Raw genomic sequence first — 14,769 nt, forward strand, 5'->3', positions numbered from 1 at the left:
TATTGTTGTGCTCAAAATTATTAAATTCATTGTTGTTATTAAAGTAAATTAAAGCGATATTCGATAATTACTTCACCAGATAATCTTCTGCTTCACCATAGTTATAAGTTATAAAAAGATCTTTATCTTTATAAGTTAAGCCGCTTGTAAATATATAATCAATATCTTGTTTATCTTTAGTTTGAAACTTAGTCTTATTTGGTGAGTCACGATTAAGTGAACTTGTCACATAAGCGGTATCTAATGTTAGATTTTCATAAACAAATGTACCGCTATAACCTAAATAACTATTTTGTGTTAAACTGTTTGATGCGGTTAATACACCATAATTTTTTAAAATTTGCCAACCATATTTACCATTGAATTTTAAGCTATCGTTACCCAATTTAATTTTGACATAACGTTGTCCAATTTTCTCAAATCCTTTAGCGTTATCTTTGTTAAAACCAGAACCATCATTATAGAGTATCCCTCGGGTGAGAAGTAATCACTAGCACCTAGTTTTATGACTCCCGTAAAGGTCGCATCAAAGCCGATGAAATCAAGAAAATAACCAGATTTATAATTAATACCAAATGCCTGTCCCCAAGCATTATGGACTTCTTTTGGATTTGATTCGTTTTCTTTTAAATATTTCCAATAATTTCGAGCAGATAAATCAATTTTAGTATCTTTAAAAAATGGCCCAGCTGCTAAAGTATCTAACAGTTCATAGTGTGTATTTTCGGTTGCATAGGCCGATAAACTTATAATAATTAATCCCAACAGCGTTATTTTTTGTTTTTTCATATTTTCTATTCCATAAAAATAAAAAAACCTAAATAACGCAATAAGTTGTTTATTGCGTTATTTAGGTTTTGCCTGCGATTGCAGTAACAATCCTATTTATGATTTTAATTTAAAGTATAAATTACTTATTTATTAAAGCTTGTTTACCTTTATTGACATATTCCATACTACCAATTTCATCAACATGGTATTGGCCATTTTTATAGGTAATTTTAATTACTGTAGCGTTACTTAATGGTTTATTTTTATCTATATTATCGGTTAAATCAGAAATCATGACTTGCATTGACATGCCTGATGACACGGCAAGTATATTTCTATCGCCATTTTTAAGTGCATTTTTAACGATAGTATCAAGTGCTGCCTGAGTTCTTGCTTTCACTTGATCATAATTTTCAGCTAATCCTTTGGAATCAACTTTAGCAATCGGATCAATGATAGCTTTTATTGGTAGTTTTCCTGCTTTATAGTCATCAAAGTAAGCCTTTGTAGATTTGTAACCTAGTAATTTCATACTATCTGAAACTATTTTAGCATTAGGTCCGCCTTCATAACCGCCATAAAAGACTTCCCGCAGTCCTTTCATTTCGATTGATAGGTTAAACTTTCTTCATCGTACTCAAATTTAAAGTGATATTTTACAATATTCAATATTTCACGCATGATCTTAGTCATGGTCATAATATTGGGCATAGTATCATTTAACTGTGCATTGATGATATGAAAGGTAATGAATCCTGCTTCATCTTCAGGTAATTCAATATTAAGCCGTTGTTTTATGACATTTAATGCATATTCACCAATTTTAAACTCTTTCGGATAGAACTTTTTAATTTCCCACAAAAAACCGTTAGGAATATCAAATCCCTGTTTATGTCTTTCGATTGCAAAATGAATATGATCGGTAAGCGAAATATAGATACTGTCTTGTAATTTTTCACCGACAATTGTTTTGGCATAGTTAATGATAATTTCACTGACAGTGATGATCTCAATTGGTATTTCAGATAATAATTCAGCAAATTTAGGAAATGTCTCTTGGTTGCTAAGTGAAAACTGTTTTTCAATTAAAGATTCATCAATTGTATCTCCTTCTTTTTTCTTAAAACCGACGCCTCTTCCCATGACGATGAGTTCTTTACCTGAGTTATTAAGCGTTACAATAACATTGTTGTTTAATATTTTATGAACTTTCATGATTTTTTTAAGAAAATAGAGAATAAATTTAGCTGCTAATATTATGGTTATATCTATTAATATGCAAAGTATAAATATAAAATTATGTGATTTAGCTCCGATTTTTTTATTAATAATATCCAATATTGCAGGTGGATAATACCTATTAACCATATAATTTCTTGTATTTTCAGTATAAAATAGCAGCAAAAAAGATGGTTAAATTGTTCATTCATCGTTATGCTAATAGTTAATAGGTTGTTTTGATACGGGGATTTATGTCGCTATGTATATTAAATACTGCCAAGTTTTTAAACAAATTATTTACTCTATCTTATTCTCTTTGCTGTGGAGTTTTTCTGGTATTGCTGTTGCTGAACAAGGGAAATTACATATCTATAATTGGTCTGATTTTATTGCTCCAGATACAATTTCAAATTTTGAAAAACAGAGCAATATCAAAGTGACTTATGATGTGTATGATTCTAACGAAATGTTAGATGGTAAATTAATGTCGGGAAATACCGGATTTGACTTAGTTGCTCCAACCGATAGTTTTTTAACTAGACAAATTCAAGTCGGTATTTATTTACCACTAGATAAACAAAAACTGCCTAATTATCATCATTTGGATGATAAATTTATGCAAATGATGGCCATTCATGCTCCAGATAATCTTTATTCAATTCCTTATTTATGGCAATCAACTGGGATTGGCTACAATGTTAATAAAGTCAAAGAAATTTTAGGGGTAGATGTGCCACTGGATAGTTGGCAATTGATTTTCAATGTTGAAAATTTAAAAAAATTGAGTAAATGTGGCGTAGCATTTCTTGATGCACCAAGTGAGATGTTTCCAACTGTATTAAATTATTTAGGTAAAGATCCTAATAGTAAAAATCCTCAAGATTATGAATTAGCAACGCAGTTTTTAGAAAAGTTACGTCCTTATGTAACTTACTTTCATAATTCAAAATATATTAATGATCTTTCTGGTGGTGATATTTGTGTAGCGATCGGTTGGTCGGGCGATATCATGCAATCTGCAGATGTTGCAAATGATGCAGGCAATGGTGTTGAGATTGGTTATATTGTGCCAAAAGAAGGAGCGATTATTACGTTTGATGTTTGGGCAATTCCTAAAGATGCAAAAAATATTGAATCAGCCTATACTTTTTTGAATTACTTATTAGATCCTAAAGTAATGGCGAATATTAGTAATTATACGTTTTACCCCAGTGCAAATAAAGATTCATTACCTTACATTGATAAAGAGATTATTAATAATCCGAATATTTTTCCACCCGATGAGGTGATCGCTCGATTATTTCCTATTATGGAACAATCTCCAAAACTTGACCGTTCGATGGTCAGATTATGGAGTCGAATGCTATCAGGAAAATAGTATATGATTAAGTTATGATGCCGTATGGTGTGCAATAATTGTTTGCATTTTTTTAACTTCATTGGCATCAACTACGTAACGCAAAAATTCACTATTTTGTGAATGGCTCATACTGACATCTTGATTGATATATTGCATAGGTGAGTCAATCGTTTTGCTCGCTGATGAATGACATTCAGTTACACCGACATCAAGAAGTTGTTGAATATTATTCGACTTAACTCCGCAGCCAGGCATAATAATCATTGATTGGCTCTGTTTATTTAACTGTTCAATAAGCCCAATACCGTCGATAGCGGTTGCTTTTTGACCTGAAGTTAATAGGCGATTAAATCCTAAATCTTCAAGCTGTTTTTGTACCATAAGTGGATTATTACAAACATCAAAAGCTCGATGAAAGGTCATTGATAGGCCAGCAGAAGCTTTTATCAAACGAGTTATATTTTGGGTATCAATATTTCCCAAGACATCTAATGCCCCGAAAACAACACCAGAAAAACCAAGTTCTTTAATTAATTCAATATCTTTAAGCATTGTATTAATTTCAGTTTGATTATAATAAAAATCTCCACCTCTTGGTCTTATAATTGGGTGAATTGGAATCGGAAGTTTAAGCTCAGATAATTGAACTAAATCGCCATAACTAGGTGTTAAACCACCGTCACTGCGGCCTGCACAAAATTCAATTCTATCCGCCCCAGCCGCGAACGCGATTTTAATATCTTCAATACTATAGCAACAAATTTCAAGTTTCATTATGAGTTCAACCAATCAATTTAACAGAAAAGCTATTATAGCGTTTATTGTTCACGGATACAGGATTATAATACAACATTCTTCTCATAAATTTGGCTAACTATGTTTTATGATCAGGCGTTTAGACAGAAAAGATCTGTCATTTTTGCCGCTTTTTTGATTGGCACTTTTATTGTCGGGATAGCCGGTGCTTTACAAGCGCCGACATTAAGCCGATTCTTATCTTATGAAGTTCAAGCCAGTCCGCTTTTTGTTGGCATCTTTTATTCAATCAATGCAATTGCGAGTATCATTGGCAGTTTTTGGTTAGCGAAATATTCAGATAAAAAAGGCCAACGCCGTAATATTGTTATATTTTGTTGCTGTATGGGCATGCTTAATAGTGTGACTTTTGCATTTGTTCGTCACTATTTTATACTCGTCATGGCGAGTATCTTTTTTGCCTCACTTGCTTCTGCTGCTATGCCGCAGATCTTTGCCTTAGCTAGAGAGTATGCAATGAAGACTGGACGAAATGTTGTGACATTTAATTCATTGATTCGCGCTCAATTATCATTAGCTTGGGTAATTGGACCACCATTATCATTTGCACTTGCAGTGAACTACGGTTTTAGCGTGATGTATTTAAGTGCTACTGGAATGTACATTGTCGCTATGATGGTTATTGTACTATTTTTACCGTTTGTTAAACGTAATCCAATCACCCCCGAAATATCTGCTGAGATTATTGAAAATAGTAATGATTCGATTATTAAAAATAGGAGTGTCATTTTTCTATTTTTAGCCACAATTTTTATGTGGACTGCCAATATTATGTATCTGATTGATATGCCATTATATGTTGATAGCGTTCTACATTTATCTGACTCTTTTCCTGGCTTATTAATGGGTATTGCTGCGGGTATTGAGATTCCGGTGATGTTAATGGCTGGCTATTTAGTTCCTTATCTTGGCAAGCGTAATTTAATGTTGATAGCAGTAGCATTTGGTGCGCTGTTTTATATTGGTCTCATTTTTTTACCAGTGAAATTGCATTACTACTATTACAAATTTTTAATGCACTATTTATTGGTATTGTGGCTAATATTGGTATTATCTATTTTCAGGATTTATTACCTACTCGTGTGGGAGTTGCCTCGACACTATTTAATAATGGCGTCACATGTAGTGTAATTATTGGTGGGATGATTCAAGGTGTCGTTTCTTCGAACTATGGTCATGAAGTGATTTATTATATTGCATTAACCATGATTAATATCTCATTTTTACTCTGCACCCAAGTAAAAGCAGCTAAATAGTTAGCTGCTTTTTCCTAGTTGGGCTTCAATTTGTTTGATCTCTTTTATCCACTGTGCATTTAATCGTTTCGCATGTTTCGGCATATGTTTAAGGCGGGTCTCAAACTCCAGTAACTGTTTTCTTGCCTCTTCAGTATTACCCCAACGAATTAAGGCCGCTAAGTAACATGATAAAGCTTCAAAGGTCGGTGTGTAACCTAATAACGCGTTGAACTCTTGTTGTGCTTGTTGCTGTTTATCTAATGCAACTAAAATGTTAGCATACAACAGATGTCCTTCGGCAGAACTGTAGTTAGGATTAGTTTTTCTTAATAAATCCAGCTGTTCTATTGCTTTATCATATTGTTTGTCTTGATAGAGCGCGAGTGCATACTGCAATAGAATATCGGGTGCCGTCTTATAAATATTTGATAACGCTTGTTCATAATAAGGAATCGCTTCTTTCACTCTTCCGTTATCCACTAATGCTTTTGCTAAACGAACTTTTGCATCAATCGTAGGTGATATTTCTAGTACTTGTTGTGCTTCACGTAACTCTTTTGCTGGGTTAAATGCTTTTCTGAGTTGTGATTCAATTAGGTAGCCTGAATGTGAACTGCGTAAATTAGGTAAAATGATCGCAATAAAATAGACTAAACTACCGAAAAAAGGGAAAACAAATAAAATAAATAGCCAATAGAGACTTTGGCCTGTGCGGATAACATGAATTGCACAAATGATTGCAATTATCGTACTTAATCCAATACCTAAAACTGGCATTTTTACATCCTTAGTATTTCAAAATAAAAACAGTAAATAGCATTACATGAACCGATTAATTTTAATCGGTAATTTATCACTTTATAGCCTAAATTAATATTCGTTATTTTTCACTAAAAAGTAAAAAGGATGCAAAGGCATCCTTTTAGATGGGGCAAGATCGTCTCTATTATTAGGCTAATTTATCTGCAGATTTTAAAATAGAGAGTAGCAGTAACCAATATTTTTCTACAGTTTTGATATTAACTTTTTCATCCGGTGAATGTGGTGAAACAATAGTTGGTCCAATAGAGATCATATCCATATAAGGATAATTTTTAGTAAATAGTCCACATTCAAGTCCAGCATGAATGACCATGATTTTCGCTTTTTGATCAAAAATTTCATGATAATTGTGTTCTGCCAATTTTAATAATTTAGAATCAAGATTTGGTGTCCAACCAGAATAGCCACCATTGACTTCATAGTCACAGCTAATTAATTGACTTTGTGAAATTAAAGATGAAACAACCGCATCTTTAGCCGAATCAACTTGTGAACGAATTAAAAAATAGATAGCAATTTGATTATCCTTAATCTCCACAATACCTAAATTGAGTGATGTTTCAACGATACCAGGTATTTCATCGCTCATTCTTACAACGCCATTTGGCGCACAATTTAACCAATTAAGAATTTTGTTCTGTTGGTCGATAGTGATGACGCGTTTAACTTGTTCTTTTTCTAGTTTGCTATAAGTTAATGATAAGTTTGGTTCAACATGTTTTAACTCATGTTTTAAAATCTCTTCAAATTGTTTAGTAATTTGCTCAAAACGCGCAAGATCTTTTTGACTCAAGGTTATCTCAGCAAATGCTTCACGTGGAATTGCATTACGTAAACTACCACCTCTAAAGTCAGACAATCTAAAAGGAATATCTTGTGCATATTCAGCTAAAAAACGGATCAGTAATTTGATTGCATTTCCACGACCTAAATGGATATCGCATCCAGAATGTCCACCTTTCAGTCCCTTTAATGAGATTCGTAAACAAGTATCGTGAAATTCAGGAATAACAGCATAAGTGATTGGAAATGATGATTTGAAATCAACGCCACCAGCACAACCAGTAAAAATTTCACCTTCATCTTCTGAATCGGTATTAATTAGAAAACGGCTATTTAGCCAGTTCGGTTGCAAACCAAAAGCACCAACCATACCCGTTTCTTCTGATGCAGTTACTAATACTTCAAGTGGCCCATGTTCAACGCTTGGATCACTAAGTACCGCTAATGCAGATGCAAGACCTACACCATTATCTGCACCTAATGTTGTTCCTTGAGCTTTAACCCATTCACCATCAATATAAGGTTTGATTGGATCGATTAAAAAGTCATGTTGAGTATCTTCGTTTTTCTGTGGAACCATATCCATATGCGCTTGTAATGCAATAGAAGAGTAGTGTTCCATACCTTTAGTTGCCGCCTTGCGTAATAAAATATTACCCGTTTTATCTAAATGGCACTCTATTTTGTGTGTGGCAGCAAAGTCTATAATAAATTTAGTGATCATCTCTTCATGGTGTGAAGGGTGTGGAATTTGGCAAATTTGGTTAAAAATAGTCCAAACTGATTTAGGTGTTAAAGATGACAGCATAATAAACCTCAAGATTCGATTAATAAATTAGTAGTTTTTATTTACTACTCACACTATAATTAGGTGCAATTTTACATTCATTTTGGGCTGATTGATATCGCAATTTATCAATTGTTGATATTTGGTCTGCCTTACTATTTAAAATTGTAGGTTATTATGTCAACAAAATCAGCGTCCACAGAGTCAATCTCAAGACAACATGAATCATCACAAGATGAAATTAAGGCACAAAAGCAGCTGAAAGCTGAAAAAATTGCTGAAAAAGCAAAATATACCGTAACTTGGGATCTACTACAGATGTACGGTCGTGAACTGTCTAAACGTTTATTACCAGCGGAACAATGGAAAGGGATCATTGCTGTAAGCCGTGGCGGTCTAGTTCCGGCAGCAATTCTTGCTAGAGAATTAAGCATCCGTTATGTTGATACAGTTTGTATTTCAAGTTATGACCATGATCATCAACGTGAAAAATTAATTCTGAAAAAAGCAGAAGGTGACGGTGAAGGATTCATTGTAGTCGATGATCTCGTTGATACTGGTGGAACAGCTCACTCAATTCGTGATATGTATCCTAAAGCAAAATTTGTGACTATTTTTGCTAAACCAGCTGGAAAATCATTAGTTGATGATTATATTATTGATATTCCACAAGATACATGGATTGAACAACCTTGGGATACAGGGATTAGCTTTGTCAAACCACTCAGTGATAAAAAGTAACCATCAGTAGCACAAGTTTTTATTGTGCTATCTATAATCTAATAGAAATCTATTTTTTTAGAGTATAAAGGGTATGACAGCAAATAAAAACTTATCTGAAACATTATTTAAACCTAAATTTGATTATCCTGAAACGTCGTCATTAATTCAGCGTAGTGGTTTAAACAGTAATTCATCTCGTTCAATGCTTGATGGTGAAGGTCGCCAAAATTGGTATCGAATGATTAATCGCTTATCTTGGCATTGGCACGGACTTCCTTTGCTTGATATTGAAGAAGTTTTAGCGAGAATCGCTGTATCGAGAAAAAAAAGAACCAATGAAAATTGGCTTGATACTGTCATCGGTTATCAATTAGGTAACTGGATCTATGAGTTTTTAGCTCAATCGGTTGTTTGGCAACAAAAAGCGGAGCAGTACCATAGTTCTGATGATGAACAGACGATATCACAAAATTGTCATAAAGCTTGGTTAACTGCGAGTTTATTTGCAGGTCTTGCCAGTTATCCTTATTTTCGTAACGATGATTTATCGACTCAAGCGCAAGTTTTTGCTAGTCGCTACTATCGTGAAGCCATGAACTACTCTCCTTATCAAATCAAAGAGTTAGATTTTCTGGTTGAAAATAAAACAGTCAAAGCGATATTGCATACACCACTAAAAAAAGGTGATGAGCCTCGCGTCTTTCCTATCGTTTTTTTATGTTCTGGTTTAAGTAATTTACAATCTGATTTCTATCAATATTTTGTTAACTATCTAGCACCATTAGGGGTTGGGTTATTAACGGTAGATACGCCATCGATCGGTGCAAGTAAACAGTTTAATCTTTCACAAAATACTAGCGTTATTCATCAGGCGATTTTAGAACAGATTAAATCTGTACCACTTATCGATTACGATAAGATTATTCTGTTGGGCTATCGTTTCGGTGCTAATATCGCAATGCGACTTGCCTATTTAATGCCGAATCAGATTAAAGGTGTGATTAATGTAGCGCCAGTGATACATCAATTTTTTACTGATCGCCAAATGCAGAGCCAATTACCAGCAATTTATCGTGATATTATTGCTAGTAGCTTAGATCATAATTCAATTTCTGATCAACAATTATTAGCTGAGTTACAGTTCTTTTCATTAAAAGAACAACGACTATTAACTCGGCCATGTGCGATGCCTATTCTTAATATCTATTATGAAGGCGATTCAATGAGTTCATTAGATGATATAAAATTACTCACTTCTAGCAAAAAGGTATCATTGATTCATATTAAATCTTTGGCACTGATGAAGAGTTTAGAGCAGTCATCGAAGCAGTCCTCCCAGTGGATCGAGGCATTAATTAAATAATTTCTATTCATTAAATGGTTATAAAATGAAACGTCAAACAATTGTTATAAAATTGGGGACTAGTGTATTGACTGGCGGTTCAAAGAAGTTAGACCGCTCAAAAATCGTAGAGCTAGTTAGACAGTGCCATCAATTACATCAGCAAGGGCATAAAATTGTCGTTGTAACCTCGGGTGCAATTGCAGCTGGTCGTGAGTGTTTAAATTATCCCGATTTACCCAAGACCGTCGCTTCAAAACAACTACTCGCTTCGGTAGGGCAAGGAAAATTGATCCAACTGTGGGAACAACTTTTCTCTATTTATAATATTTTTATTGGTCAAATGCTATTAACGCGTGCCGATATGGAAGATCGCGAACGCTTTCTCAATGCGCAAGATGTTATGCAAGCAATGCTCGATAATCATATTGTGCCTGTTATTAATGAAAATGATGCTGTAGCAACTGCTGAAATCAAAGTCGGTGATAATGATAACTTATCCGCTCTCGTTGCAATTTTAGCTCAAGCCGATAAGTTAATTTTATTGACGGATCAGGCTGGTTTATTTACAGCTGATCCAAGGAAAGATCCTCAGGCTAAATTAATTAGTGAAATCGAAACTATTGATACAGCCTTAAAAGCAATTGCTGGAGATAGCGTATCTGGACTTGGAACCGGGGGAATGGGGACTAAGTTACAGGCTGCTGAAATAGCTGGTAAAGCAGGTATTGAAGTTGTGATAGCTGCTGGTAGTCGGCCAAATGTTATTGCCGATATTGCTAATGATGTATCAGTAGGTACGCGCTTTATACCAAAGAAAACACCTTTAGAACATCGTAAATACTGGTTGTTTGGTGCTCCTCCTGCTGGGAGTATCTGTTTGGATGATGGGGCTATTCACGCAATTTTAAACGAAGGTCGTTCAATTTTACCGAAAGGTATTATTAGCGTTAGTAATAACTTTTCACGTGGTCAAGCTATTGATATCTGTAATAAAGATGGAATGAGTATTGCTCGAGGTGTTTCTCGTTATAATAGTGATGCTTTAAGACAAATTGCAGGTCATCATTCACAAGAGATTAGCCAATTAATTGGTTATGAATATGGCCCTGTTGCTGTTCATCGTGATGATATGATAATTAAATAGCCGTTAATAAAGTATTTAAATAATAAAATAACAACATAACAGAAATAGGAAAATAATATGGGATTAGCTATCGGTGGCGTAATTGCCAATTGGTGTGGTGTTTTGATTGTTTATCTTAATGCTCTGAACGATTATTCATATAATATGATGTTACCTTTTGTCATTATTAGTGCATTAATTAGTACAATTGGTCTAATCATTGCAGCCGCAGGTAGTAAAAAAATAGGTGGTATTTTAGTTATTATTGGTAGCATTTTATTTATTCCATTAGGATTAATTGGTATTTTTGGTGGAAAAAAAGTAATGAGTACTGACGATGCACAAACTTTAGAGATGCGCCGTAATCAATTAAAACAAAATAATCAGCACAATCTAGGTGAATAACGTGGAAATGTAAAAACAGCATGTTAAGCAATTTCATGCTTGTCACAATATCATGGTATGTTTGATTTTGATGTTTATTTTATTCGCTTTAGCATAGAAAGTATGCGGTTTTAGGGATAGTTGGATTAAGGTTGTTAAGCGTAGTTAATTTCTTTTTATCTTATAAAATAGGGAAACTATGCTAAACCCTTTTATTATTGTCTGTTGCTGTATATTGATGATTATTCGTTATAATATAGTTTATGCTATTATTTTCAGAACGCTCTTTGTCGATCAAACAGGGACTAGGCCGAACAGCTATTGTCACTGTTTTTGATCAGGTTAACAAAATTAAAAAACAGAATAATAAATTGATACTATATAGTAACGAGCAGGGAGTAACAAAAAAATGGTTGTTTACTTGGGTGGTTTGGAAAAACAAGATGAACAACGTTTTTTAAATACATTACAGCCTTTACTTGAAAAATTTGTCAATTAAGAGGACTCTTATGCTACAACAATTAGGACTAGCAGCCAAACAAGCTTCATTTTTACTCACTCAATGTTCTACCTCTCAGAAGAATGCAGCATTAAGCTGTATTGCTGATTTATTAGAACAGCAAGCGGATCAAATTTTAGCGGCAAACCAGCTTGATATGCAGTCAGCTAAAGATAATGGTATTAGTGAAGCTATTTTAGACCGTTTATTACTGACAAAACCACGTTTATCCGCGATTGCTGATGATGTTAGAAAAGTGATAACACTCACCGATCCTATTGGTCAGGTTATTGATGGAAGTACGCTTGATAGTGGTTTAAAACTACAACGTCAGCGAGTTCCGTTAGGGGTGATTGGTGTTATTTATGAGGCGCGACCGAATGTTACGATTGATATTGCATCTTTATGCTTAAAAACAGGTAATGCAGCAATTTTACGAGGTGGTAAAGAGACAATTCATACTAATAAAGCAATGATTGAGGTTGTGCAACAAGCACTTAAATTATCAAATCTACCTGCCGCTGCCGTGCAATCAATTAATAATCCTGACCGTAAGTACATCAATGAACTACTTAAACTCGATCAGTATGTTGATATGATTATTCCTCGTGGTGGGGCTGCTTTACATAAATTATGTCGTGAACACTCGACTATTCCTGTTATCACAGGTGGAATTGGTGTTTGTCATATTTTTGTTGATGAAACGGCTGATTTTGATAAAGCATTACCGATTATTATTAATGCCAAAACTCAGCGACCAAGTACTTGTAATACCGTTGAAACCTTGCTGGTTCACAGTGAGATAGCTGAACAATTTTTACCGAAGTTGAGTCAAACGCTAGCAGATAAAAACGTTATTTTGCACGCTGATGAGAAAGCATTTGATATACTGAAACGCGAATTAGCAAATGTTCTTCCAGTCAAAGATGAAGAGTTACGTAATGAATGGCTATCCAAAGATCTTAATGTTGTCATTGTGAATTCGTTATCAGCCGCAGTTGATCATATTCGAGAATATGGTAGTGCACATTCTGATGCTATTTTGACGCGTAGTTTAATAAATGCAGAACGTTTTGTTCAGCTCGTTGATTCTGCCGCTGTATATGTCAACGCTTCAACACGTTTTACTGATGGAGGACAATTTGGGCTTGGTGCCGAGGTTGCCGTTAGTACTCAAAAATTACATGCTAGGGGACCGATGGGACTAGAGGCATTGACTACGCATAAATGGATTGGTTATGGTGACGATTTAGTTCGTCCTTAATTTTGTATCTTGGTTAATATACTAAAGGCGACCTAAGTCGCCTTTAGTATTTTTAAGTTAGATTTTTAGTATGCTATTTACTCAGTGGATTATCTGTTGTTGCTCCTTCCGGAAAATTACGCATTAATAGTGCATAATCTAAGGCAACATCTTCTGGAATTGGCAAATAAACAATATGCCCATCCCCCAATCCAGCAGGAACTGGCTGACCTTTTTTATTTTGCATACTCTCAATAATAAAGTTCACGTTGCCTTGTGGTGTCATCATCTCAACGCTATCGCCGACAGAGAATCGATTTTTAACAATCACTTCAGCTAAACCATTTAAGCGTTTACCACTAAATTCACCAACAAATTGTTGTTTACTTGATACCGAATGACTATGCTCATAATTTTGCATCTCTTCATGGTTATGGCGGCGTAAAAAACCTTCGGTATAGCCACGATTAGCTAACGCATCAAGTTCAATGAGTAAATTGGGATCGAATGGTTTACCTTCTGCTGCTGCATCAATTGCCTGACGATAAACTTGAGCAGTACGTGCACAATAATAAAATGACTTAGTTCGTCCTTCGATTTTTAACGAGTGAACACCGATTCGAGTTAAATCATTCACTAACTCGACCGCTCTCAAGTCTTTTGAATTCATGATATAGGTACCATGCTCGTCTTCAAAAGCCTGCATATATTCGCCCGGTCGTCCTGACTCTTCTAGCATAAAGACTTTATTGGTTGTATCACCAAGGCTTAATGGCGATTCAACTTGCTTAAATGGAATTGGCTGCTGCTTATGTACAATTTGACCAACATCATCTTCTTTACCCTCTGAAACTTTATATTCCCAGCGGCAGGCATTAGTACACGTTCCTTGATTTGGATCGCGTTTATTGATGTAACCAGAAAGTAAACAACGACCTGAATAAGCCATACATAATGCACCATGAATAAAGACTTCTAGCTCCATTTCAGGAACATTTTCACGGATTTCTGCAATCTCATCAACGGATAGCTCTCGGGATAATACCACTCGTGTTAAACCCATTTGCTGCCAGAATTTCACTGTAGCCCAGTTAACAGCATTTGATTGTACTGATAGATGAATTTCCATTTCAGGGAAATTTTCTCGGACTAACATTATTAATCCTGGATCTGACATGATGAATGCATCTGGCTTCATATCGACCACTGGTTTTAAATCACGAATAAAGGTTTTTAGCTTGGAGTTATGAGGGGCAATATTTACCACAACATAGAATTTTTTACCTTGTGCGTGGGCTTCATTGATACCAATTGCTAAGTTTTCATGATTAAATTCGTTATTACGAACTCGTAAACTATAACGGGGTTGTCCTGCGTAAACCGCATCTGCGCCATAGGCAAATGCATAGCGCATATTTTTTAGTGAGCCAGCAGGGGATAGCAGCTCAGGTTTTGCATAAAGAGTTTTCATTTGTGTTCAATGCCTCTGATTTCAGGTCAGTGAACCACTATTAAAGTAGTTCAGGTTAAAGCATTCATTAATATGGATTAATTACTAATTACTTGCTTGAAAATTTGTGCCACTTCGGAGCTTTGTGCCGTAAATGTGACATTACCTGAATATTCTATCATATGCTCTGCATTTAAATGAGCA

The 14,769-nt window shown here is 34.8% G+C and carries 15 protein-coding genes; 7 read left to right on the plus strand and 8 right to left on the minus strand.

Annotated elements, in window-relative coordinates; genetic code table 11:
• Window positions 1-67 precede the first annotated feature (67 nt).
• From RHO11_00950 to RHO11_00965, 4 genes are all read right to left on the minus strand, one after another.
• Window positions 68-385 (minus strand): hypothetical protein, encoded by a 318-nt coding sequence (locus RHO11_00950; protein ID WVD61726.1) that lies wholly within the window; start codon window positions 383-385, stop codon window positions 68-70.
• Window positions 367-789 carry an OprD family outer membrane porin gene (locus RHO11_00955; protein ID WVD61727.1) on the minus strand — a complete coding sequence of 141 codons (423 nt, stop codon included), beginning with the start codon at window positions 787-789 and terminating at the stop codon, window positions 367-369. The genes RHO11_00950 and RHO11_00955 overlap by 19 nt, the downstream gene beginning before the upstream one ends.
• A gap of 121 nt (window positions 790-910) precedes the next feature.
• Window positions 911-1,375: a histidine phosphatase family protein gene (locus RHO11_00960; GenBank protein WVD61728.1), complete on the minus strand. Its 465-nt coding sequence runs from the start codon at window positions 1,373-1,375 to the stop codon at window positions 911-913.
• A complete protein-coding gene (locus RHO11_00965) occupies window positions 1,372-1,986 on the minus strand; it encodes a PRD domain-containing protein (protein WVD61729.1) in 615 nt (204 codons plus the stop codon). Before RHO11_00965 ends, RHO11_00960 begins: the two co-directional genes overlap by 4 nt.
• A 265-nt stretch (window positions 1,987-2,251) precedes the next feature.
• Here RHO11_00965 and RHO11_00970 point away from each other — a divergent pair, with 265 nt between their 5' ends.
• On the plus strand, window positions 2,252-3,370 hold the full coding sequence (locus tag RHO11_00970; protein WVD61730.1) for an extracellular solute-binding protein: 1,119 nt from the start codon (window positions 2,252-2,254) through the stop codon (window positions 3,368-3,370).
• 12 nt (window positions 3,371-3,382) lie between these two features.
• On the opposite strand, the gene cutC is transcribed toward RHO11_00970, so the two are convergent.
• Window positions 3,383-4,126 (minus strand): copper homeostasis protein CutC, encoded by a 744-nt coding sequence (gene cutC, locus RHO11_00975; protein WVD61731.1) that lies wholly within the window; start codon window positions 4,124-4,126, stop codon window positions 3,383-3,385.
• Between the two features lie 102 nt (window positions 4,127-4,228).
• On the opposite strand from cutC, the gene RHO11_00980 reads away from it, so the two are divergent.
• Window positions 4,229-5,299: an MFS transporter gene (locus tag RHO11_00980; protein ID WVD61732.1), complete on the plus strand. Its 1,071-nt coding sequence runs from the start codon at window positions 4,229-4,231 to the stop codon at window positions 5,297-5,299.
• Window positions 5,300-5,424: 125 nt separating this feature from the next.
• Here the strand turns inward: RHO11_00980 and RHO11_00985 are convergent, their stop codons facing one another.
• The gene (locus RHO11_00985; protein WVD61733.1) at window positions 5,425-6,183 is read right to left on the minus strand and encodes a tetratricopeptide repeat protein; all 759 of its coding nucleotides are present in this window, start codon (window positions 6,181-6,183) and stop codon (window positions 5,425-5,427) included.
• A 172-nt stretch (window positions 6,184-6,355) separates the two neighbouring features.
• The gene (locus RHO11_00990) at window positions 6,356-7,819 is read right to left on the minus strand and encodes an aminoacyl-histidine dipeptidase (GenBank protein WVD61734.1); all 1,464 of its coding nucleotides are present in this window, start codon (window positions 7,817-7,819) and stop codon (window positions 6,356-6,358) included.
• Window positions 7,820-7,975: 156 nt separating this feature from the next.
• On the opposite strand from RHO11_00990, the gene gpt reads away from it, so the two are divergent.
• The 5 genes from gpt to proA all read left to right on the plus strand — a co-directional run bounded on the left by gpt (window position 7,976) and on the right by proA (window position 13,136).
• Window positions 7,976-8,539 carry a xanthine phosphoribosyltransferase gene (gpt, locus tag RHO11_00995; GenBank protein WVD61735.1) on the plus strand — a complete coding sequence of 188 codons (564 nt, stop codon included), beginning with the start codon at window positions 7,976-7,978 and terminating at the stop codon, window positions 8,537-8,539.
• A 73-nt stretch (window positions 8,540-8,612) separates the two neighbouring features.
• Window positions 8,613-9,884, plus strand: coding sequence for an alpha/beta hydrolase (locus RHO11_01000; protein WVD61736.1), 1,272 nt, complete (start codon window positions 8,613-8,615; stop codon window positions 9,882-9,884).
• Between the two features lie 25 nt (window positions 9,885-9,909).
• Window positions 9,910-11,010: a glutamate 5-kinase gene (gene proB, locus RHO11_01005; GenBank protein WVD61737.1), complete on the plus strand. Its 1,101-nt coding sequence runs from the start codon at window positions 9,910-9,912 to the stop codon at window positions 11,008-11,010.
• A 57-nt stretch (window positions 11,011-11,067) separates the two neighbouring features.
• On the plus strand, window positions 11,068-11,394 hold the full coding sequence (locus RHO11_01010) for a hypothetical protein (protein WVD61738.1): 327 nt from the start codon (window positions 11,068-11,070) through the stop codon (window positions 11,392-11,394).
• A 488-nt stretch (window positions 11,395-11,882) separates the two neighbouring features.
• Entirely contained in the window at window positions 11,883-13,136 is a 1,254-nt protein-coding gene (gene proA, locus RHO11_01015) for a glutamate-5-semialdehyde dehydrogenase (protein ID WVD61739.1), read from the plus strand.
• 73 nt (window positions 13,137-13,209) lie between these two features.
• Here the strand turns inward: proA and yegQ are convergent, their stop codons facing one another.
• Entirely contained in the window at window positions 13,210-14,586 is a 1,377-nt protein-coding gene (gene yegQ, locus RHO11_01020) for a tRNA 5-hydroxyuridine modification protein YegQ (GenBank protein ID WVD61740.1), read from the minus strand.
• Between the last annotated feature and the right edge of the window lie 183 nt (window positions 14,587-14,769).

The sequence above is a fragment of the Orbaceae bacterium BiB genome (genome assembly GCA_036251205.1).
GTDB lineage: Bacteria > Pseudomonadota > Gammaproteobacteria > Enterobacterales > Orbaceae > Orbus > Orbus mooreae.

What these genes read in the sequence shown, in the direction of transcription:
- RHO11_00955 (WVD61727.1), bottom strand. Translation starts at nt 789, where the DNA reads ATGAAAAAACAAAAAATAACGCTGTTGGGATTAATTATTATAAGTTTA.
- RHO11_00960 (WVD61728.1), bottom strand. Translation starts at nt 1,375, where the DNA reads ATGAAAGGACTGCGGGAAGTCTTTTATGGCGGTTATGAAGGCGGACCT.
- RHO11_00965 (WVD61729.1), bottom strand. Translation starts at nt 1,986, where the DNA reads ATGAAAGTTCATAAAATATTAAACAACAATGTTATTGTAACGCTTAAT.
- RHO11_00970 (WVD61730.1), top strand. Translation starts at nt 2,252, where the DNA reads ATGTATATTAAATACTGCCAAGTTTTTAAACAAATTATTTACTCTATC.
- cutC (WVD61731.1), bottom strand. Translation starts at nt 4,126, where the DNA reads ATGAAACTTGAAATTTGTTGCTATAGTATTGAAGATATTAAAATCGCG.
- RHO11_00980 (WVD61732.1), top strand. Translation starts at nt 4,229, where the DNA reads ATGTTTTATGATCAGGCGTTTAGACAGAAAAGATCTGTCATTTTTGCC.
- RHO11_00985 (WVD61733.1), bottom strand. Translation starts at nt 6,183, where the DNA reads ATGCCAGTTTTAGGTATTGGATTAAGTACGATAATTGCAATCATTTGT.
- RHO11_00990 (WVD61734.1), bottom strand. Translation starts at nt 7,819, where the DNA reads ATGCTGTCATCTTTAACACCTAAATCAGTTTGGACTATTTTTAACCAA.
- gpt (WVD61735.1), top strand. Translation starts at nt 7,976, where the DNA reads ATGTCAACAAAATCAGCGTCCACAGAGTCAATCTCAAGACAACATGAA.
- RHO11_01000 (WVD61736.1), top strand. Translation starts at nt 8,613, where the DNA reads ATGACAGCAAATAAAAACTTATCTGAAACATTATTTAAACCTAAATTT.
- proB (WVD61737.1), top strand. Translation starts at nt 9,910, where the DNA reads ATGAAACGTCAAACAATTGTTATAAAATTGGGGACTAGTGTATTGACT.
- RHO11_01010 (WVD61738.1), top strand. Translation starts at nt 11,068, where the DNA reads ATGGGATTAGCTATCGGTGGCGTAATTGCCAATTGGTGTGGTGTTTTG.
- proA (WVD61739.1), top strand. Translation starts at nt 11,883, where the DNA reads ATGCTACAACAATTAGGACTAGCAGCCAAACAAGCTTCATTTTTACTC.
- yegQ (WVD61740.1), bottom strand. Translation starts at nt 14,586, where the DNA reads ATGAAAACTCTTTATGCAAAACCTGAGCTGCTATCCCCTGCTGGCTCA.